The 21,190-nt window shown below is 71.4% G+C and carries 16 protein-coding genes; 11 read left to right on the top strand and 5 right to left on the bottom strand.

The features are described 5' to 3' along the window. From EAD89_RS12155 to EAD89_RS12140, 4 genes are all read right to left on the bottom strand, one after another. Positions 1-742 (bottom strand): hypothetical protein (locus tag EAD89_RS12155; protein WP_147458794.1); only part of this gene is annotated, 742 nt, incomplete at its 3' end. Positions 743-1,042: 300 nt separating this feature from the next. Continuing rightward, positions 1,043-2,560 (bottom strand): VCBS repeat domain-containing M23 family metallopeptidase, encoded by a 1,518-nt coding sequence (locus EAD89_RS12150; protein WP_121675765.1) that lies wholly within the window; start codon positions 2,558-2,560, stop codon positions 1,043-1,045. Positions 2,561-2,580: 20 nt separating this feature from the next. Further along, positions 2,581-4,644, bottom strand: coding sequence for an N-acetylmuramoyl-L-alanine amidase (locus EAD89_RS12145; RefSeq protein WP_121675774.1), 2,064 nt, complete (start codon positions 4,642-4,644; stop codon positions 2,581-2,583). 20 nt (positions 4,645-4,664) lie between these two features. Then, on the bottom strand, positions 4,665-6,107 hold the full coding sequence (locus EAD89_RS12140) for a VCBS repeat-containing protein (protein ID WP_121675764.1): 1,443 nt from the start codon (positions 6,105-6,107) through the stop codon (positions 4,665-4,667). A gap of 224 nt (positions 6,108-6,331) precedes the next feature. On the opposite strand from EAD89_RS12140, the gene EAD89_RS12135 reads away from it, so the two are divergent. From EAD89_RS12135 to EAD89_RS12090, 11 genes are all read left to right on the top strand, one after another. Continuing rightward, the gene (locus EAD89_RS12135) at positions 6,332-7,459 is read left to right on the top strand and encodes a DUF4185 domain-containing protein (RefSeq protein WP_121675763.1); all 1,128 of its coding nucleotides are present in this window, start codon (positions 6,332-6,334) and stop codon (positions 7,457-7,459) included. A 444-nt stretch (positions 7,460-7,903) separates the two neighbouring features. Then, positions 7,904-9,196: a cytochrome P450 gene (locus tag EAD89_RS12130; RefSeq protein WP_121675762.1), complete on the top strand. Its 1,293-nt coding sequence runs from the start codon at positions 7,904-7,906 to the stop codon at positions 9,194-9,196. Between the two features lie 263 nt (positions 9,197-9,459). Further along, the gene (locus EAD89_RS12125) at positions 9,460-9,939 is read left to right on the top strand and encodes a helix-turn-helix transcriptional regulator (protein ID WP_121675761.1); all 480 of its coding nucleotides are present in this window, start codon (positions 9,460-9,462) and stop codon (positions 9,937-9,939) included. 254 nt (positions 9,940-10,193) lie between these two features. Further along, entirely contained in the window at positions 10,194-12,584 is a 2,391-nt protein-coding gene (locus tag EAD89_RS12120) for a nitrate- and nitrite sensing domain-containing protein (RefSeq protein WP_121675760.1), read from the top strand. 16 nt (positions 12,585-12,600) lie between these two features. Beyond that, on the top strand, positions 12,601-13,005 hold the full coding sequence (locus tag EAD89_RS12115) for a roadblock/LC7 domain-containing protein (RefSeq protein ID WP_089021419.1): 405 nt from the start codon (positions 12,601-12,603) through the stop codon (positions 13,003-13,005). 49 nt (positions 13,006-13,054) lie between these two features. Continuing rightward, positions 13,055-14,248 (top strand): ABC transporter substrate-binding protein, encoded by a 1,194-nt coding sequence (locus EAD89_RS12110; RefSeq protein ID WP_121655065.1) that lies wholly within the window; start codon positions 13,055-13,057, stop codon positions 14,246-14,248. After that, positions 14,245-15,141, top strand: a complete 897-nt coding sequence (locus EAD89_RS30725; RefSeq protein WP_199723441.1) for a branched-chain amino acid ABC transporter permease — start codon at positions 14,245-14,247, stop codon at positions 15,139-15,141. Before EAD89_RS12110 ends, EAD89_RS30725 begins: the two co-directional genes overlap by 4 nt. Beyond that, positions 15,138-16,166 (top strand): branched-chain amino acid ABC transporter permease, encoded by a 1,029-nt coding sequence (locus EAD89_RS30720; protein ID WP_199733489.1) that lies wholly within the window; start codon positions 15,138-15,140, stop codon positions 16,164-16,166. The genes EAD89_RS30725 and EAD89_RS30720 overlap by 4 nt, the downstream gene beginning before the upstream one ends. Further along, complete coding sequence (locus EAD89_RS12100) at positions 16,163-16,906, top strand: ABC transporter ATP-binding protein (protein WP_121655066.1); 744 nt, start codon at positions 16,163-16,165, stop codon at positions 16,904-16,906. The genes EAD89_RS30720 and EAD89_RS12100 overlap by 4 nt, the downstream gene beginning before the upstream one ends. Continuing rightward, positions 16,906-17,676, top strand: coding sequence for an ABC transporter ATP-binding protein (locus EAD89_RS12095; protein ID WP_121675759.1), 771 nt, complete (start codon positions 16,906-16,908; stop codon positions 17,674-17,676). Before EAD89_RS12100 ends, EAD89_RS12095 begins: the two co-directional genes overlap by 1 nt. A gap of 33 nt (positions 17,677-17,709) precedes the next feature. Beyond that, positions 17,710-18,513, top strand: a complete 804-nt coding sequence (locus tag EAD89_RS12090; protein WP_121675758.1) for a bifunctional 2-polyprenyl-6-hydroxyphenol methylase/3-demethylubiquinol 3-O-methyltransferase UbiG — start codon at positions 17,710-17,712, stop codon at positions 18,511-18,513. A 146-nt stretch (positions 18,514-18,659) separates the two neighbouring features. On the opposite strand, the gene EAD89_RS12085 is transcribed toward EAD89_RS12090, so the two are convergent. Next, entirely contained in the window at positions 18,660-21,035 is a 2,376-nt protein-coding gene (locus EAD89_RS12085; RefSeq protein WP_121675757.1) for an acylase, read from the bottom strand. Between the last annotated feature and the right edge of the window lie 155 nt (positions 21,036-21,190).

Genomic DNA, 21,190 nt, shown 5'->3' with positions numbered 1-21,190 from the left:
GGGTGGGGGTGGCCGTGGGCGGCTGCGTCGGGTCGTCCGTCGGAGGCGCCGTGGGCTGGGTCGGCGCCGGTGTGGGCTGGGTCGGTGTCGGTGTCGGCGACGGGCCCAGCGGACGCTCGCAACGCGCCTCGGCGAGGATGACGGTACCGACCGGGATGTCGAGCAGCGGCCCGCCGACGACGCTGCCGGTCAGGGTCAGCGTCGCCTGCACGGCGATGGCGACAGCGCCGTCTTCGGTGACGGTCTCCACGTTGGTGAGCGTCGCGTTGAGAGCGGCCTCCACCAGGCCGGGGACGGTGACCGCGGCGCTCGCGGTGACGCCGGGCGTGTCCGGGAGCAGCTCGACCGGCTCGCCGAACAGCTCCAGCCCGACGAAGGTGGTGTCGGCGGTCTGGGCGCCGACCTGCGGGCAGGTGACCGCCGCGGTGATCACGTCGGCGTCGATGACCGGGGTGCCGAGGACGGCCAGGGCCAGATCCGCGATCTCGGCGTTCGCCGACGAGGCGGTCTCACCACGGGTGGCGCTGACCTCGACGACGGTGCCGGTGGCGGTGACCCCGAGGGCGCCCGGAATGGCGATCGCCAGCGCGGTGTCGGTGTCGGTGCCGCCGCCCGCGGGTGCGGTGGCCGAGCCGATGACCGCGTCCGCGGTGATGACCGTCGTGCCCAGGACCGTTGCGGACAGGTCGACCACCACTCCCCGGGCGCTGGCGTCGCCGGGCGCCGCGATCGCGGGAGTCACAGTGGACAGGGCCACGGCGCCTGAGGCCGCGACGGCCATTGCCCCGATAGCCGGAAGTCGCCGGATGAGTCTCACGTTTGCCTCTGCTCTTTTCAGTCCCCCTCTCGACCATCGAGAAGGCCGACTCGAAGGTATAGGGCATTCAGGGACTTATCAGGAGTATTGGGGCATTCGTCAGACCCGAAGGATTCACGGTTCCGCCGCGTCGCCGCTCAGCCTGCGCCGCGCAGGAGCCCGAGCGTGCCGTTGAGGTCCTGGATGAACAGTGCGCGGCGGAGAGGCCGCGTACGGACGGGCGGGTCAGAGGGTCGTCTCGTTGGGCAGGCCGAAGAAGTCGTGCCACTTGACGCCGCCGCCGAAGGCGGTGCCGGTCGAGAGGCCGACGTAGACGTCGTTGAGGCTGCCCTTGGTGAAGGCGATGACGTCGTCCCTGCCGTCGCCGTCGTAGTCACCCAGGTAGGGGAACTCGCCGGGCAGGCAGAAGAAGTCGTTCCACTTGACGGTGGTGCCGGCGAACGAGGTGCCGGTGGAGACGGCCGCGTAGACGTCCGCGTCGGCGTTGCAGGTGAACGTCACGATGTCGTCGCGGCCGTCGCCGTTGATGTCCCCGACCCGGGGCTGTTCCGTTCCGACGGCGAACAGGTCGTGCCACGTCTGCGGGGCGCCGAACGAACTGCCCGTCGAGAGGGCGACGATCACGTCCGACGCCGTGGCCGGCCCCTGGGTGAAGGTGATGATGTCGTCCCTGCCGTCGCCGTTGACGTCGCCGAGGGCCGGGTACTCACCGGCAATCGAGAAGTATTCGTGCCACTTGAGCGCCGTGCCGGTGAACGACGACCCGGCGGACAGTGCGACGTACACGTCCCCGGCGCCGTCGTGGGTGAAGGCGACGATGTCGTCGCGGCCGTCGCCGTTGACGTCCCCCACCGCGGCGACCTCGGCGTTCGGCGCGAACCAGTCATGCCACTTCGTGGCGCCCGCGAACGACGACCCGTTCGACAGTGCCACGTACACGTCGGCCAGCGAACCGTGGGTGAACGCCACGATGTCGTCGCGCCCGTCGCCGTTGAAGTCCCCGGACAGCAGCGTCTCGTCGTTCAGTCCGAAGAAGTCGTTCCACTTCACCGACGTCCCGGCGAACGAGGATCCGGTGGACGGCGACACGTACACGTCGTTGAACGATCCACGGGTGAACGCGACGATGTCGTCGCGGCCGTCGCCGGTGAAGTCCGTCGGCGAGCCGGCCAGGTACCGGCCGCCGGACGACCCGCCGCAGTTGTCACTGACCAGGTACTTCTGGTTGTACTGGGCGGGGTACGGGGCGAGCGAGACGCCGTTGATGGCGATCGTCTGCCCGACGCCGTTGTAGAGCTGCTCGTAGTGGACGTGCGGCCCGGAGGAGTTTCCCGTGCTGCCCGTGATGCCGATCTGCTGGCCCTGCTGCACGTACGCGCCGTTGGGCACCGAGTAGGCGCTGAGGTGGAAGTGGTAGGTGGTCCAGCCGCCTCCGTGATCGATGACGATGTAGTTGCCAGCCCCGCTGGGCTGCGAGTAGTGCCGCGCCACACCGGCGGCGGAGGCGACCTGCGGTGTTCCTCCGGTGGTGCCGCCGTCGGCGCGGACGAAGTCCAGCGCCTGTCGGACCTCGGCGCTGTGGTGGTCGTACGTCCACCGTTGCCCGCAGGGGAACGGCGCCTTGAAGTTCGGTGCCGCGAACGCGGGTGAGGGCGGCGCCACCACGGCGGCCAGGACCGCCGCGGCCAGGGTGAGAAGCGCGACCAGGGCGCGACGCGCGGGGGTACGCGAATGCCGGAACATGGCGTGCTCCTGTCGAGTGCTCAGAGGGTCGTTTCGCCGTTGAGGCCGAAGTAGTCGTGCCATTTGGTGGCGCCGGAAAAGCCGGTGCCGGTGGAGAGGCCGACGTAGACGTCGTTGAGGCTGCCCTTGGTGAACACGATGATGTCGTCCCTGCCGTCGCCGTTGGCGTCGCCGAGGTAGGGGAACTCGCCGGCCAGGCAGAAGAAGTCGTTCCACTTGACGGTGGTGCCGGCGAACGAGGTGCCGGTGGAGACGGCCGCGTAGACGTCCGCGTCGGCGTTGCAGGTGAACGTCACGATGTCGTCGCGGCCGTCACCGTTGATGTCCCCGACCCGGGGCTGTTCCGATCCGACGGCGAACAGGTCGTGCCACGTCTGCGGGGCGCCGAACGAACTGCCCGACGACAGGGCGACGATCACGTCCGACGCCGTGGCCGGCCCCTGCGTGAAGGTGATGATGTCGTCCCGGCCGTCGCCGTTGACGTCGCCGAGGGCCGGGTACTCCCCGGGGATCGAGAAGTACTCGTGCCATTTCACGCCGGGCCCGAAGCCGGTGCCGGTGGACAGCGCCACGTACACGTCGGCGTTGGTGTCGTGGGTGAAGGCGACGATGTCGTCGCGGCCGTCGCCGTTGACGTCGCCGACGGCGGCGACCTCGGCCCCCGGCGCGAACCAGTCGTGCCACTTCACTCCACCGCCGAAGCTCGTGCCGGTGGACAGGGCCACGTACACGTCGGCGAGGGTGCCGTGGGTGAACGCGATGATGTCGTCCCTGCCGTCGCCGTTCACGTCTCCGGTGAGCAGGGTTTCGCCGGTGAGACCGAAGAAGTCGTTCCACTTCACGGAGGTGCCGGCGAAGGCACTGCCGGTGGAGGCGGCCACGTAGACGTCGTTCAAGCTGCCCTGCGTGAAGGCGACCACGTCGTCCCGACCGTCACCGGTGAAGTCCGTCGGTGATCCCGCCAGGTACCGACCGCCCGAACCACCGGCGTTGACCAGCGAGATGTAGTAGTTCCAGTTCCAGTTCGGGCCGGGATCGGTGTGGTCGTTGCCGGGCATCTCGTGATGCCCCTTGATCGCTGTCCGGTTCTTCGGCAGCCCGTACCTGTCGCAGAGGTAGCGGGTCAACGCGGCTGACGACCGGTACATGGCATCGGTGAACCAGGCCGGGTTGTCCACGAACCCCTCGTGCTCGATACCGACGGAGTACGGATTGGCCGAACGCGCGTGGTAGGCCGTGTCGCCCTCGCGCACCATCTGGGTGACCTCACCGTTGCTCGACTTCACGACGTAGTGCGCGCTGACCCCGGCCGACGGGTTCTGGAACCAGCTCACCGTGCCCGCGTACGACCCCTGGGTCACGTGCACCACCACGGTGGTGATCCGCGACGATCGGCCCGCCTGGTAGTTGCCGCCGTAGGCGGGGACCCAGCGGGCCGGCCCGTACTCCGGCACCGCCGCGGCGGCGAGGTGCGGACCGGCGGCGCCCGCGGGGGCGACCCGCGCGTAACGGCCGAGTTCGGGGCGGACCGGTGAGGGCACGACCCGTACCGTGCCGGCCGCGATGCCGCCTCGCAGGAGGTCGTAGACGTGGTCGGCGTAGAGCCGGGCCGTCGCGTCGTTGACGGCGGCGCTGTACCGCGCCACGACCGGATACCAGGCGGAGAGCCGGTCCCGCGCACCAGGCGTCAGCCCTTCGCTGTCGGCCAGGTCGCGGAGCACCGCGGCGCCGCCCCGGACGTTGACCGAGGTGACCGAGCGCAACCGGTCGACGGGTTCGCCGGTGAGCGTGGCCGCCCGTTCGAGGCTGTGCTGGGTGGGGTTGCTGACGAGGTGCATGACGCCGTATCCGTTGGCCTGGCTGGGCAGGCCGCCGTGGTCCTTCAGGCGCGACTCACCGTAGGCGACCGCGACCAGCAGGTCCCGTGGTACGTCGAACTCGCCGGCGGCCCGGTCGAAGGCCGCGGCGAGTGGACCGGCGGCGACGGGTGGGGAGGCGGCCGCCGGCGTCGCCGTCATCTGGCCGGCGAGCGCCGCCGCCACGAGCAGGGCGCAGGCGCGCCACGAGAGCCTGGTCAGTCGCATGGGGGCCTCCGGTTCGCCGGTCACAGCGTCGCCTCGCCGTTGAGGCCGAAGTAGTCGTGCCATTTGGTGGCGCCGAGGAAGCCGGTGCCGGTGGAGAGTCCGACGTGAACGTCGTTGGTCGCGCCCTTGGTGAACACGATGATGTCGTCCCTGCCGTCGCCGTTGGCGTCGCCGAGGTAGGGGAACTCCCCGGCCAGGCAGAAGAAGTCGTTCCACTTGACGGTGGTCCCGACGAAGCCCGTGCCGGTGGAGACGGCCGCGTAGACGTCCGCGTCGGCGTTGCAGGTGAACGTCACGATGTCGTCGCGGCCGTCACCGTTGATGTCCCCGACCCGGGGCTGTTCCGCGCCGACGGCGAACAGGTCGTGCCACGTCTGCGGGGCGCCGAACGAACCACCCGACGACAGGGCGACGATCACGTCCGACGCCGCGGCCGGCCCCTGCGTGAACGTGATGATGTCATCCCGGCCGTCCCCGTTGACATCGCCGAGGGCCGGGAACTCGCCGAACGGGCTGAAGTACTCGTGCCATTTCAGGCCGGGTCCGAACGAGGTGCCGGTGGAGAGGGCGACGTACACGTCGCCGGCGGGGTTGTGGGTGAACGCGACGATGTCGTCCCGGCCGTCGCCGTTGACGTCGCCGACCGCGCCGATCTCCGCCCCCGGAGCGAACCAGTCGTGCCACTTCAGGCCGCCGCCGAAGGAGGTGCCGGTGGACAGCGCGACGTAGACGTCGCCGGTGTTGCTGTGGGCGAAGGTGACGATGTCGTCCCTGCCGTCGCCGTTGACGTCGCCGGTCGAGGCGGTCTCCCCACCGATGGAGAAGAAGTCGTTCCACTTCACGGAGGTGCCGGCGAAGGAGGCACCGGTGGAGGCGCCGACGTAGACGTCGGCGAGAGTGTTCTGGGTGAAGGTGACGATGTCGTCGCGACCGTCGCCCGTGACGTCGGTGGCGGAACCGCCGGCGATGGCGTGGGTACGGGCCGCCTCGTCGAGCTGGGCCCGGGCGACGGCGGCCACCTGGTCGTACCGGTCGGGGAAGCCCGACCGTTGCACACACTGGGCGACCTGACCCGCGCTGTACCCCGGGTTGTTGCGGTCGCAGACGATCGCCCTGGTCACGTATTGGGTGCTGGCGTAGACCGGATCCATGATCTGCTCCGGCGTGCCCCACCCGTAGTCCCAGCGCTGCTGGAACACCCCGAGCGACGACTTGTCGCCACACGGCAGGTTGTTCATGTGCGACTCGACCCAGCCCGCCTCGAAGGCGGACAGCGTCACCTTGTCGTTGGCGTTGTGGGCGCGCGCGACCCGGTAGACCACCAGGGTCACGGCGGGGTCGCGGTAGGCGGGGATGGACGGGCAGGCCAGGGTGCCGATCGGTTCGGCGTGGGCCGGCGCCGCCGCGACCGTCGCCACGGCCGCGCCGAGGGCGACCAACAGGGCCAGGAGAGTACGTCTCACGGTGCTCCTCGCGAGGTCGGGGGGTCAGCTTGCTGGCTTCGCGTAGCTGTCACCGGCGCGGATATCGATTGCTGAGTGTGGCATCAGGACGACGACTTCTGTCAATGTCCGCTGAAGATTTTCTTCACAGTGCTGCCAGGAGTGGGCAGCCATTGACATCGACGGTCGTCGCAGGTTTACTCGCCGGTAATCGATGTCCAGCCGCTCTCCAGCAGGGGACCCCCATGGGTATGCGTCGCCGCACGTTCATCGGTCGCCTCGCCGCGGTCGGCGCCGCCGGCGCCCTCGGCAGCGCCGGAGCCGTCCTGACGGCGGCCGGACCGGCACAGGCAGCGGCGTGGAAGAAGCGGCTGACCGGCGCGGACCTCGACACCAACAGCCGGTGGCGGGTCGCCGGCACCGACCTGGGCATCCCCTACGTGCTGGAGAACGGGTCGATCGGCTACCTCTTCGGTGACACCTTCAACACGCCGTGGCCCGAGGGCCCACCGCTGCCGAACGACTGGCGGTCACCGGTCATGTTGCGCTCCGCCATCCACCCGGGCGCGCCGGGCGGAGTGGTCTTCGACAGCGCGGCACGAGTCGCGGGCAACGGTCGCGCCCCGGAGCTGATGCACAACGGCCACCACGGCATCGGCATCGACGGCCTTCCGGAGGTGACCGTCATCCCCAACGACGGCATCAGCTTCCCCGAGACCGGCCGGCAGCTCATCTCGTACATGAGCATCGAGAACTGGAACTCCGCCGGCCCCGCGGGGCCGCACTGGAGGTCGCGCTACGCGGGGCTGGCCTACTCCGACAACGGCAACGACTTCGTTCGTACGCCGCTGAAGTGGTGGAACAGCCCGGACAACAGGGACCCGTTCCAAATGTGGACCATGCAGAGGGCCGGGGATCACGTCTACGTCTTCTCCGTACGAGCAGGCCGCCAGAACGGCCCGATGATGCTGCGTCGCGTCCGGTGGGACCGCCTCTTCTACCCGGAATCGTATGAGGGGTGGGGCTGGAACGGCGCGAACTGGGGTTGGGGACGGCCCTGCACCGCCATCCTCACCGGCCGCTTCGGCGAGCCGTCCGTACGCCGCCTGGCTGACGGCACCTGGGTGATGTCGTACCTGAACTGCCAGAACGGGTGTGTGGTCACCCGGACCGCGTCCGGGCCGGACCAGGCGTGGACGGCGGAGAAGATCCAGGTGACGAGTTGGCAGGAGCCCGGCCTCTACGGTGGATTCATCCACCCCTGGTCCAGTCGCGACGCCAACGACCTGCACCTGATGGTGTCGAAGTGGACCCGCACACCGGACGGCCGCAGCACCGCCTACCACGTCAGCCAGTTCGTCGGCTCGGTGTAATCGCGCCGGCGATCGGACCAGCGTCACCTGCTGTCGCGGGTGTCGTTTCCCGGTTATGAGGGAAATGCGGCGACCTGTTCTTTCACCGCCCATCGTGGTCGGCGCGATCGGGTCCGTCCCTGTTCGATCGGACGCGGCGTCCTGGCCGGCCATGACCGACACGGCGTTCACCTTCGGGTTTCCGACGCACCGATGCGACCTCCCCAGCTGGGCTGACTCGGGCAAGGACCGGCTCGCAACTTGCATCCGGCTCGGATTGACCCGTCCGTTGCACCACGCAATTATGACGTCCAATAAATAGACGTCGACCAATCTTGACTTGTGCAGCTGGTCAGCGCACCGTGAAGAGCAAGAGGCAGATGAGCGCCATTATCGGCCCGGCTGAAGCGGTTCGTTGAATGGGGGCGCTGCCGATTTCACGCCGCGCGCAACAGGAGGCGTCACATGCGGTTGAATCCGTTCACCGGAGCCTATCTCACCGATCCGGCCAGCGTGTGGCGACGCATTCTCGACGATCCCGCCGGGGTGCACCACGCCGAAGATCTGGGCCTGTGGTTGATCAGCAGGCACGAGCACGTCCGGCGCGCTCTCGCCGATGCCGGGACGTTCGCCAACGCCCTCACCCTCGCTCCGGTCTACGAGGTCTGCCCGGAGGCGATGAGCGTGATCATGCAGATCGACGCGCCGCCCACCACCGCCGCCGCGGATCCACCCGTACACCCCCGCACCCGCCGGGCCCTTCGCGCGACCTTCGCGAACACCCCCGACCGGGTCGAGGCCGACTACGGCCAGATCGTGCGTCGCCGCGTCGACCAGCTGGTGTCCCGGCTCGTCGCGCGCCAGGGCGAACAGGTCGATCTGATCCGGGAGTTCGCCACCGAGCTTCCCCTGCTGGTCGTCCTGGACATCCTCGGAGTGCCCGACGCCGACATCGCACGGATCCGGCGCTGGGCGGACGGCCAGATCGCCCTCATCTGGGGGCAGCCCGACCCTGAGGAACAGGTACGCCTGGCGCGGGGTCTGCTGGAGTTCTGGCACTACTGCCAGGAACTGGTCCGCCAGCGGGCCGACAGTGGACACCTCGGCGACGACTTCATCAGCCGGTCCCTGATGTACCGCGACGACGATGACGCCGTGCTGACGGAGAACGAGGTGGCGAGCCTCGCGTTCAACCTCCTGGTCGCCGGCCACGAGACCACCGCCGGGCTGCTCGCCCACGCCCTCGACCAGGCGCTGTCCAGCCCGCAGCGGTGGCGGGCGATCGCCGCCGACCCGCGGTCCGTCCCCGCGTTCGTGGCCGAGACACTGCGGTTCGCGCCCGCCATCGACGGCTGGCTCCGGGTGACCCGCAGAGAGGTCACCCTGGGGGAGGTCACCATCCCGGCGGGGGCACGCTGCCTGCTGCTGATCGGCGCCGCGAACCGGGACCCCGCGGTGTTCGCCCACCCGGACCGGTTCGACCCGCACCGCTCGGACGGCAGAGATCACCTGTCCTTCGGCCACGGACCACATTTCTGCATCGGCGCGGCATTGGCGCGACTGGAGGCCGGGGTCGCACTCAGCCGACTCGCGGCCGCCATTCCTGGCCTACGGCTAACACCGGAGCAACGTCGTTCCTACAAACCCAATGTTGCATTTCGCGCACACCACACACTGGTCGCAACAATCGATATCGTCGGGCCGGCCGACGACCCGACGGTGCTGGGTGCGACGGGCGCCGGGATGCACGTCGTCTGACCAGGACGGCGATCCGTCCGCATGCGAGCGGGGTTGACCTGCGGACGGATCGGGTATGGGGCGATCGGGCCCGCCCCGCACGGCGGCGTCCCGGAGCGAGTCCGTCGCACCCTGGTCGCGCTTTCCTCGACGATCCATGTCGGCCAACGTCTTCACACCCATACCATCCTGGGTTAAGAATTGCCCCCTATGAATGTTCGGCCCGTCGGCTAATCTCGATCGGACGCCCACTGTCGATTTGCTGGTGCCATGAAGGTGAGCGCATGGAACACACGTCCCCGTCGAGCGCTGCTCACTCCGCCGCCAGTGCGCGGTTCCGATGGGAGCTCCGCAGCTGCCGGGTCAGACGGGGCCTGACGCAGCGCGCGCTGGCGGATCTGGTGCGGTTCAGCCGGGAGACGGTCGCGGCGGTGGAGTCGGGTCGCCGCTTCGGCAGTCACGAGTTCGCGGTCCGCTGCGACGACGTCCTCGACACCGGCGGGCGACTGGCGGCGCTGTGGCCGCAGGTCGCGGCCGAGCAACTGGCGGCCGATGGTCGCCGCGGCCCCCGCTCCCCGGACCCGGTGCGACCGGATCCACCGGTGCCGCACCAGCGTGGTCGGCGCGACGCGCGCGACCCGGGCGCGGTGGTGGACGCCATCGACGAGTTGCGTGAGCTGATCGGTCAGGTGCTCAACGGCCAGCCCGACCCGGACGACGGTGCGCGGCCCCGGGCCGCCGGCCCCCACGACGACCAGCGCTGACCCTCGCCACCCCGGGTCGCCCCCGGCGCGTCACCGGCCGCTGACTCTGGGTACAGATGCTGGTACGGGCAGTTTGTACCACGGTCAGGTCTGGTCTCCGGCCGCGCGTTCCGGCCGAATGGGACTTGCATTCAGCAAGGTGCGTATAGACCGTCATCGACGAGTCGTGGGAGTCAATCTTGGCGTCGAGCACGAGGTCCCACGCGGCCCGACCCTACCCGACCCGGCGACGCGGTTGGAAGATTGCGGGGCGGATGCGCCTCATCGTCGCGGCGCCGTTGGTCGCCGTGATCGGGTTCGCCGGCCTGGCACTGACCGAGAGCGCACGTCAGACGACCCGCGCCAGCGACCTGGAGGTGCTGGCGCGTCTCGGCGCCGAGGCCGGCGACCTGGCCTACCGGCTGCAACGCGAGCGCATCGCCGCCGCCGACCTGCTCACCTACGCCGCCACCGAACAGCAGGACGCCTTCGGCACGGAAATGGCCGCCACCGACGACGCCGTCGCTCGCTACCGTCGCCAGCGCGACCGGGTGCCCGCCGACGCCGACGCCAACCGGCCCCTCCTGCGCCGCATCGACGCGGCCCTGGACGGCCTCGCTCCGCTGCGGACGCAGGTGCGCACGGCGGCGCACGCCTCGGTGTCGGCGATGACCTTCAGCTACCGCATCGCGATCGCCGACCTGATCAATTTCCGGGAGAACGTCTCGCACGGAGTGGTCAACGCTCAGCTCGCCGACGGGATCCGGGCCTCGGCAGCACTGTCGAAGACGGCCGAGGCGATCGGTCAGCAGCAGGTCGCCGTGCTCCGCGCGGCCGCGGCCGGCGAGCTGACGCCCGCCATGCAGCAGGACATCACCGCCGCCCGGACCAGCTACACCGAATCCAGCCTGTCGTTCCTCGCCCTGGCGCCACCCGACTGGAGCCTCTGGTGGGACCAGGTCGGCACCGGCAAGGAGGCGCTCGTCCTGCAACGGATGCAGGACGAGGTGTCCCGAGCCCAGCCGGGGGCGCGACTGCAACTGGCGACCGACTCCTGGGTGTCCACGACGCAGGACCGCGCCGCCCGCCTGTCCGAGCTGCGGGGCCGGGTCGACGACGCGGTGCTCGACGACGTCCGGGCCGCGCACACCGACCAGCGCCGCCGGGCGGTGGCCGAGGCTGTCGGCGTCCTCCTGGCGCTGCTGCTGACCGCGTTGGTGACCTGGGCTGTCGCCCGGCAGATCACCCGTCGGCTGCGTCGCCTGCGCGACGCGGCCAACGCCGTCGCGTTCGAACAGCTCCCGGCCGTGGTGGCCCGGCTCCAGCAGCCCGGCAGCGCCGCCGTCGACCCGCACGAGCTGGCCCGCCAGCAGTCCAGCGCCGCCCTCGAACCATCCAGCGACGACGAGATCGGCGAGCTGGGCCAGGCGTTCAGCGCCGTGCACCGGGCCGCGGTGCGGACCGCCGCCGAACAGGCGGTCATGCGCGCCAACACCGCCGACATCTTCATCCACCTGAGCCGCCGTGAGCAGCGGCTGGTCGACGCCGTCCTGGCCCAGGTGGACCTGGTCGAGCGGGACGAGACCGACCCCGACCGCCTCCACCAGCTCTACACACTGGACAACCTGGCCACCCGGATGGGACGGATCAACGCCAGCCTGCTGGTGCTCGGCGGCGTCGGCGTGGGCCGGGTACGCCAGCACGACGTGCCGCTGCAACAGGTGCTCCAGGCGGCGCTGTCCCAGATCGAGCACTACGCGCGGATCCGGCTCGGCATGGTCGACGGGGACGTCGCCGTGGCGGCCAAGTCCGTCGACGAGGTCGTGCACCTGCTCGCCGAACTCATGGACAACGCGACGACGTACTCGCCACCGGGGAGCGAGGCATGGGTCACCGGCCGGAGCCTCGGGGACCGGGTCATCGTCCAGATCAGCGACGAGGGCGTGGGGTTGTCCCCGCACCGGCTGCAACAGCTCAACGAACTGCTGGCCCGGCCGCCGGCCATCGACGTCGCCGCCGTGCGCGCGATGGGCCTGGTCGTCGTGGGCCAGCTCGCGGCCCGGCTGGGGGCGAGCGTCCAACTGCGACGCGGCCCCCGACGCGGCACCCTCGCCGAGGCGACCCTGCCCGCGGCGATGATCCGGTCTCTGCCACCGGAGGAGTACCTGCTCGCGCCCGGCCGGTTGTCCCGCCGGGCGGCCCGTACGACCAACCCTCCACCGCCGTACCAGCCGCGTCCGCAGCCCACCGCCGGGCACCCCCCGGTCGAGCGGACCCTGCCGGCGGCGCCGGTGTTCCGACCCGCCCCCGCGCCCACGAGCCGGGGTGAGGCGCCGACCGAGGAGCTGCTCATCTTCGAACAGGTCAACCACTGGTTCCACACCGACGTCGTCGACGGGCACGACGGCCGGGAGTGGTCCAGCCCGGCCGACGACGCCTGGCGTACCGCCGCCGAGGCACACACTCCCGAGGTCGCCACGACCACGACGTCCGGCCTGCCCAAACGACAGCCGCAACGGCATCTCGTGCCCGGTGGCGTGACCGTGCCCCAGCAGCAGCAACGGTCGGAATACCGCGACCCGGCCCAGGTGGCCACGGCGATGGCCGCGTACGCACGCGGAGTGGCGACCCGACGACGTACCCCGATCAACCTCGGCAACAAATGACGCGACAGGAGAGCACGTGAGCGACCAACAGGACCTCGGCTGGCTGCTGGACAACTTCGCCGCGCGCGCGACCGAGGTCAGCCATGCGATCGCCATCTCCAGCGACGGTCTGATGGTGGCCGCCACCCGCGACCTGCCGCCGGACCGCGCCGACCAGCTCGCCGCGACGGGCAGCGGGCTGGTCAGCCTGCTGCGGGGCGCGGCGGCCTTCTTCGACGCCGGCGCGGTGATCTCCAACGTCACACAGCTCGAAGGCGGGTTCATGTTCTCGATGGCCTTCAACGACGGCGCCTCGCTGCTGGTGCTCGCCGCGCCGGAGTGTGACGTCGGCAAGGTCTCGTACGAGATGACCGAGCTGGCCAACCGGATCGGGGACGCGCTGACCCCCGCGGCCCGAGCCGCCCTGGCCCGCAGCCGCTGACACCCGGCGCCCCCACGCCGGACATCCCCTCCCTTCCCCTGGAGAAGACATGTCTCTCACCACCCCTCGGCGCAGCCGTGCCGTCACCGCCTCGTTGCTCGCGCTCGTGCTGTCCGTCGGCACGGCCTGCGGCGACGACGGGCCCGGCACGAGTGCCAGCGGCTCGATAAAGATCGGCCTGCTCGCGTCGCTGTCCGGGACGTACCAGGCCGTCGGTAAGGAGATCCGCGACGGCTTCGAGCTCTACCTGGCCACCCACGACGGCAAACTCGGCGGCCGTCAGGTCGACCTCGTCGTCGCCGACGAGGGCAACGGCGCCGCGACCGCGGTGCCGGCGGCGACCAAACTGCTCAAGCAGGACCGCGTGGTCGCGCTCACCGGCATCGTCGGTGGCGGCTCGGTCGCCGGTGTCTACCCCCTGCTCAACGAGACCAAGGTGCCACTCGTGGGCTCCAACGGCCGGCCCGAGCTCAAGGAGGTCTCCCGGGTCTGGCACACCTCGTACCTCTCCGACGAGCCCGGGGCGGCGATCGCCCAGCACGTCCGGGACAACGTGAAGGGCTCCGTGTACGCGATCGGCCCGGACTACCAGGGCGGGTGGGACGAGCTGCGTGGTTTCACCGACGCGTTCGACAAGGCCGGCGGGAAGCTCGCCAACCCGGACGGCAAGACCACGTTCACGCCGTTCCCGGCCACGACGAACTTCACCCCGTACTTCGCCCGGATCAAGGCGTCCGGCGCCGCCGCCGTCTACACCTTCTACGCCGGCAGCGCCGCGGTGGACTTCGTGAAGCAGTACGCGCAGTCCGAGATCAAGGACGTCCCGCTGTACGCGGCCGGGTTCCTCACCGAGGGCGGCGTGCTCAACGCGCAGGGCGAAGCCGCCCGGGACATCTACTCGGTGCTCAACTACTCGCCCGACCTCGACAACGCCGAGAACCGCGCCTTCGTGGCGGCGTGGAAGGCGAAGCACGACGGCTCCCCCACGACGTACGCGTTGGCCTCCTACGACGCGGCGGCGGTGCTGGACCGGGCCATCGGGGCCGCCGGGAACGACCCGACGCCGGAGGCCATCAACAAGGCCATCGGTCAGCTCGGTCAGATCGCCAGCCCGCGCGGCACCTGGCAGTTCTCCACCACCACGCACTCCCCGGTGCAGAAGTGGTACCTGCGGCAGGTCCGCCAGGACGGTCGGGCGCTGTCCAACACCGTCGTGGGTGACCTCGCGACCATCGGCCGGTGATCGCGGTGGCGGCCGGCACGAACCGGATCGACCCGTACCTGATCCCTGCGCTGGACGGGGTCGCCTACGGGCTGCTCGTCTTCGTCGCGGCGTCGGGTCTGGTCTTCTGTTTCGGCGTCGCCAACATCCTCAACCTGGCGCACGGCATGCTCTACGCGATCGGCGGGTACACCGCCGCCGCCCTGCTCGACGGCGGTTGGGCGAGCCTGGCGTTGGCGCTGGGGGTCGGTGTGCTGGCCGCCGCCGCGGCGGGTGTGCTGCTGGCCGGCCTGCTCACACCCGTGGCCACCGGCAACCACCTCACCCAGGCGCTGTTGACCTTCGGGGTGGCACTGGCCGGCGGCAGCCTGCTCGTCGCCGGCTTCGGGCCGGACGATCCGCAGGTCCAGGTGCCCGCCGCCCTGGACGGGTCGGTTGTCGTCGCCGGCCACCGTTACGCCGCGTACCGGCTGGTCTTCATCGTCGTCGCCGCGGTGATCGCCGCCGGGCTCTACCTCGCGGTGCGACGGACCCGGGCCGGGATGCTGATCCGGGCCGCCGTCGACGACGCGGAGATGGTCGCCTGCATGGGGGTCAGTCCCGCGCGGATCCGGGCCGGTGTGCTCGCCGCCGCCGGCGCGCTGGCCGGCGCCGCCGGGGTCCTGGGCGCGCCCATCATCGGCCCCGGTACGGACACCGCCGACACGGTGCTGTTGCTGTCCCTGGTGGTCGTCGTCCTCGGTGGCCTCGGGTCGATGGCGGGCACGCTGCTCGCCGCGCTCGCGATCGGGGAGATCCAGACCCTGGGCGTGGCGCTGCTGCCGTCCGCCGCGCCGTTTCTGCTGTTCGCGGCCATGGCAGCCGTCCTCGCCGTGCGGGCGCGTGGCTTCGCCACCAGCCGGAGGGTGACATGAGGGACGAGCTGATCCGCCGGGCGCGTGGCGCCGTCGCGGCGCTCGTGCTGGCCGGCCTGGTCGTGGCGCCCTGGGTGGTCGACGACTACACCGCGGCGATCCTCGCCCGGACGCTGGCGCTGGGCCTGGTCGGGGTGAGCGTGGCGCTGCTCACCGGCGTCGCCGGCATGCCCACCCTCGGCCAGACCGCACCGTACGCGGCCGGCGCCTACGCCTGCGCGGTGCTCGGCAGCCAGATCTCCGACGTCGGCGTCGTGCAGGTCGCCGTCGCGGCGGGCGCCGGGGCGGTGCTGGCCGCGTTGACCGTGCCGCTCGTCGTCCCCGCCCGAGGCTTGATCGTCCTGATGATCACTCTGGCCATCGGGGAACTGGTCGTGACCGTCCTCGGCCGCTGGCGGTCGGTGACCGGTGGCACGGACGGGTTGGCCGGCATCACCCCGGTCCGCCCGTTCTGGGGGCTGCCGGTGCTCGCCACCGACCAGGCGCGCTACCTGTACACGCTGGTCGTCGTCGCGACGCTGGTCGGCGCGGTGCTGTTGCTGCTGCGTACCCGGTTCGGGCTGCTGCTGCGTGCCGGCCGGGACGACGAGACCCGGCTGCGGGCCAGTGGGCACCGGGTGCCGCTGCACCTGTCCGGCGCGCACATCACCGCGGGGGCGATAGCCGGTGCCGCCGGCTCCCTGCTGGTCGTCGCCCAGCAGTACATCTCGCCCGCCGATTTCGGCTTCGACACCTCCGCGCTGCTGCTGCTCGGTGTCGTCATCGGCGGTACGGCCTCGGTTGGTGGCGCCCTGGTGGGCGCGGCGCTCGTCATCGCCGTCCGGGACTGGCTGTTCGGGGTGCTGCCCGGTCACGCGCCGCTGGTGCTGGGCGCGCTGTTCGTGGCGACGGTCTACCTGCTGCCCACCGGCGTCAACCGGGTACGGGGCCCTCGCGGCAGGCTGCGCCCGCCGGCCGCCCCGCCGAGCCGGCCCGACGCGCCGGCGGCCCGCGACCACGTGACGGTGCCGGAGCTACGCGCATGACCTGCCTGCTCAGCGCCCAGGACGTCAGCGTGCGCTACGGCTCGCTGGCCGCGCTCGCCGGCGTCGACCTGTGCGTCCACGACGGCCAGCGGCACGCGCTCATCGGCCCCAACGGCGCCGGCAAGACGACCCTGCTCAACGTGATCGGCGGGTCGACGAAGCCGCACCGCGGCACCGTGCGCTTCAACGGACGGGACGTCAGCCGGCTCGGCCCGGCGGCGCGGGCCCGCCGAGGCATCAACCGGATACACCAACGGCCCGCGGTCTTTGCGACGCTCACCGCGACCGACAACGTCGTGGTCGCCGCGCTGCCCCGGGTCACCCGGCGCCGCGGGTGGTGGCCCGGCGGACGTCGACGTGCCGCCCAGCACCGGGCGGGCCCGCTGCTGGACCAGATGGGCCTGACCGACGTCGCGGCGGTGCCCGCCGGCCACCTCGCACACGGGCAACGACGTCAGTTGGAGATCGCCATGGCCCTTGCCGGTCGTCCCCGCCTGCTGCTGCTCGACGAACCGGCGGCCGGGCTGTCCGCCACCGAGGTCGGCCGCCTGGCCGAGCTGCTCCGGGCGCTGCCCAGGGAGGTCGCCGTGCTGCTGGTCGAACACCGGCTGGACCTGGTGTACGCCCTGTCCGACACGGTCACCGTGCTGCGCGACGGCCGGACGTTGGCCGCCGGGGCGCCGGACGAGATCCGTACCTCGCCGCTGGTGCGGCAGGCCTACGCCGACGGGATGTCCTGATGCTGTGTGTGGAGCGTCTCTGCGCCGGCTACGCCGGCGGAATCGTGCTGCACGAGGTGAGCCTGCGGGTGCCTCCGGGCGGCATCCAGGCCGTGGTCGGTCGCAACGGCGCGGGCAAGAGCACCCTCGTGCACACGATCGCCGGCCTCGTTCGAGCCTCCAGCGGTCGCATCGAGATCGGCGGGGTGCGGGTGGCCGGCCGGCAACCCCACCGCATCGCCCAGTCCGGGGTCGGTCTCGTCCCGCAGGGCCGACGGGTCTTCTCCCGGTTGACGGTGGCCGAGCACCTCGTCCTGGCGGCCGCGCCGTGGCGGGCCGCGACTCCCGGCGGTGAGGGCTGGACGGTGGCGCGGATCCTTGAGCTGCTGCCCCGGCTGGCGGTGCGGCTGCGGCACCGCGGCTGCGAGCTGTCCGGCGGCGAGCAGCAGATGCTGGCGATAGCCCGAGCGCTGCTCGGTCAACCACGGGTGCTGCTGCTCGACGAACCGTGTGAGGGGCTCGCCCCCGACCTGGCCGCGCGGGTGCGTGAGCTGATCAGCGGCCTGGCCGCCGACGGGTTGACCGTGCTGCTCGTCGAGCAGCAGCTCCAGCACGCGATCGAGATCGCGGACCGGGTGGCGGTGCTGGAGTACGGCCAGGTGGTCTACGACCGACCGACGGCCGAGGCCCGCGCCGACCCGGCCCCGCTGGCCGCGATGTTGAGCGTCGCCGCCGTTCCGCCGTCCCCGGCCATCCGACCGACCCCTCGGCTCTGGGCCGACACCCCGTAGGTCACCCGACCCCTCTCGGAGAGGTAGACACCGATGGCAACCGCCACCACCGATGGTGCGTACACCTTTGACAACGGCGCACCGGACGCCGTCCCACAGATGCAGGCGCTGGAGTCGTTCCTGGATCCCATCACGATGCGTCGCCTGGCCCGCCCGGTGCTGCGCCTGGGTACGCGGTGCTGGGAGGTCGGAGCCGGTGGGGGTTCGATGGCCCGGCGCATCGCCCGGGCGGTCGGCGAGGACGGTCAGGTGCTGGCCACGGACATCGACCCCACGCACCTGGTGGCCGACGGCAACCTGCACGTACGCCAGCACGACGTCCGTACCGAACCGCCACCCGGGGACGCGTTCGACCTGATCCACGCGCGGCTGGTGCTGCTGCACCTGCCCGATCGACGACGGGTTCTGCGTACGCTCGCCGGCGCGCTGGCTCCCGGCGGGTGGCTGGTGGTCGAGGAGTTCGACTGCACCGCGCCACTGCGGGTGCTGACCGCACCGAGCGACGACGCGGCGAAGCTCTTCGCGCAGGTGATGGACACCATGATGGGTGTCCTGCAGGAGCACGGCGCCGACCTGGGGTGGGCGCAGGACGTGCACACCGAGATGGCCCTCGCCGGTCTGACCGACCTCGACACCATCACCCACTCGCAGAGCTGGGTGGGCGGTTCGACCGGAACGTCGCTCTACGAGACGAACTCCCGGCAGTTGGAGCCGGACCTGCTCGCGGCGGGGCTGTCGCCCAACCAACTGAACGCGTTCCGACGGCTGGTCCGCGACCCCGCGTTCGCCGTCATGTCGTACCACTTCGTCTCCACGCGAGGGCGTCTACCGGGCTGAGAGGCCGGTGGACCACCGCGCGGAGAACGGTCGCGCCGTCCGTACCCTTCCCGCCCCAGCCCGCCCCCCGCTGAGCCGGACAGCACTATGGAGGCGCCGACCGAACCGGCCGGGCTCCCCGCCAGGGAGCCCGGCCGGACCGCGTCTCAGTGGTGGCGGCCCTCCCCCACCCGGTAGGTGCGCAGGTTCGGGTCCGCCTTGATCTGCGCCTCGGTGTACTTGATCGTGTCCCAGCCCTTGCCGGAGTAGAGCGCGGTCTGGTCGGCGTACCAGGGTGAGTTCGGGTTGGTCGACTGGGAGTAGGTCAGGATCTGCCGCCCGGACGGCCCGTTGCGGCCCAGCTCGACGGCCATCACGAACGACGATCCGTGCACCACCTTCGGGTAGCCGACGCCCGGCACCCGGTTGTTGATGATCATGTTGAAGATGCCGGCCTCGGCGCGTCCACCGTGGATCGGGATCCGCCGGTCACCGCGCGGCTCGGTCTGGATGTCGCCCAGACGGGCGTCGAGCGGAATGCCGGCGAGGCGCTGCACGGCGTCGGCGAGCGCGGTGCGCACGGCGGGGTTGGCGGTGTCGAGCCGGCGCGGCGTGCGCACCGGGTCGGTGGCGGCGAAGGTGTCGGCGAAGCGCAGCCCGTTGGCCAGGACGAACTCGGTGAACAGGTGCGCGCCGCGGCTGCCCAGGTCGGCGTGCAGGTCCCAGCGGGCCAGCGCGGTGCAGGCGGCCCGCAGGTCGACCGTCGCGCCGTTCGAGGCGGTGGCGGTGGGCTGGACGGTGCAGAGCGCGACCAGGTCGTCGCGAACCAGTTCACCGCCGTACACCCGGTTGCCGAAGACCGTCCGCCACAGCCGGTCGGCGGTGAACCCGCGCCCCGGCAGCCCGTCGGTGCCGGCCAGGCGCTGCTGCACCTGGTCGAGGCCGAGACGGGTACGCAGGCTGCGTGGGGTGCGTTCGTCGCCGAGGATCCGCGCGTAGCCCTCCAGCGGGGCCTGCGGGTTGGCCAGCCAGTAGCTGTCGTTGGAGTTGGTGACGTAGTCGGTGCGGAAGCGCACCGGCAGGTTCGCCGGGCCGAGGATGCCGGGCACGGCGGCGTCCCGATCGGCGCCGAGCGCGCAGGACGACCGGGAACCGTCCAGGACGGCCTGGCCGCTGCTGGCGTAGAGCGGCTGGAACGGCGCCGGGATGCAGGCGGCGGCGAGGGCGTCGGTCACCCGGGGCACCACCGAGTGGTCGGCGTAGAGCGCCTCACCGCGCGCGTCGGCGGCGATCACGTTGACCCAGGGCAGGAACTGGTAGCGGTCGAGCACCCGCTTCAGGTCGCGGACCGTCTCGGCGCGGCCCATCTGCAACCAGCCGTCGAAGGCCCGGTTGTTGGTGGCGTTGATGTCGGTGATGGCGTACGCGGTGTCGGCGGTCCAGTCGAAGGTGCCGGGCACCACGACGACCGGCCCGAAGTGGGTGTCGTGGAAGGTGCGGCTGACCGGCGCCGTGCCGCCGTTCGGGGCGGGCACCTGCACGGTGACCGTGCGGGTCGTCATCCTTCGCGGCTTACCGTCCACGTAGTACGAGGTGGGGTCGCCGGGCACCAGCGCGAGGCGGTGCCAGACGAACCGGCGGGCCGTGGAGACGGTGTGGCTCCACGCGAGGGTGCGGTTGTGCCCGATCTCGACGATCGGGTCGCCGATCAGCGCGGCGCCCTCGACGTCGTAGCGGCCCGGAACCTTGAGGTGCATCCGGTAGAAGCGTTCCGCGCCGTCCCACGGGAAGTGCGGGTTGGCCAGCACCATGCCGCCCCGGTTGGCGGTGGCCGCCTCGCCCAGCCCGTACGCGTTGCTGCCCACCCCGGCGGGGGCGCCGTCGCTGGCGGCGAGCACCGCGGCCGCGCCGGGAGCGTCCTGTACGGCGGCCGGGCCGGTGGCGGTGGGCGGCGCGGCGGCGACGATCCCGTCGAGCATCGCCCGAGAGCCGGCCCGGATCATGCTGGCCCAGGTGGTACGCCAGATGTCCAGCTCGGTCAGCGGACGCACCCACGGCTTGGCCCGGCACGCCGGATCGGTGAGCCGCGCCGCGCCGGTGCGGCGCAGGTAGGAGTTGTAGCCGGCGACGAAGCCGCGGATCTGGTCGCGGACGTCGTCGGACGGCGAGTGCACGCCGTCACGTCGGCCGTCGAGCAGCCGCTCGACCGCCCGGTCGTCGATCGCCTTGCGGAAGAACAGGTCACTGCGCACGTTCGCGTCGGTCGGGCCGGTCGCGCCGAGGTATCGGGAGCGCTCGCCGTTGACCGTCACCACCTTCTCGGCGATCACGCAGAGGTTGTCCTCCGCCTGCACGTACCCGACCCCGAAGCCGAGGTTGGCGTAGCTCGTGGCGGTGATGTGCGGGACGCCGTAGGACGCGCGGCGGATCTCGGCCGAGTAGCCCCGGTCGCGCTGGTGTGCGCCGGCCGGGGGCACGCTCAGCCCGGCCAGGACCAGGCCCAGGACCACCCCCGCCGCGCCGAGGCGTTGTGCTGCTGTCACCGCGTCCTCCCCCCGTCGCGTCCCCCAGACGTCGCTGCCCGAGGGACATTCACGTTGGTCGGCATTCTCGTCGCTGCCGTGCCGCCCCGTACACCCCCGGCGCGCCGACCGCGCGCCGTGGTGCGGTCAGCGGCAGCCCACCGGCGTGCAACGGC

This window comes from Micromonospora sp. BL4 (assembly GCF_003667505.1).
Taxonomy (GTDB): domain Bacteria; phylum Actinomycetota; class Actinomycetes; order Mycobacteriales; family Micromonosporaceae; genus Micromonospora.
This window is presented reverse-complemented; position numbering and strand designations above follow the sequence as displayed.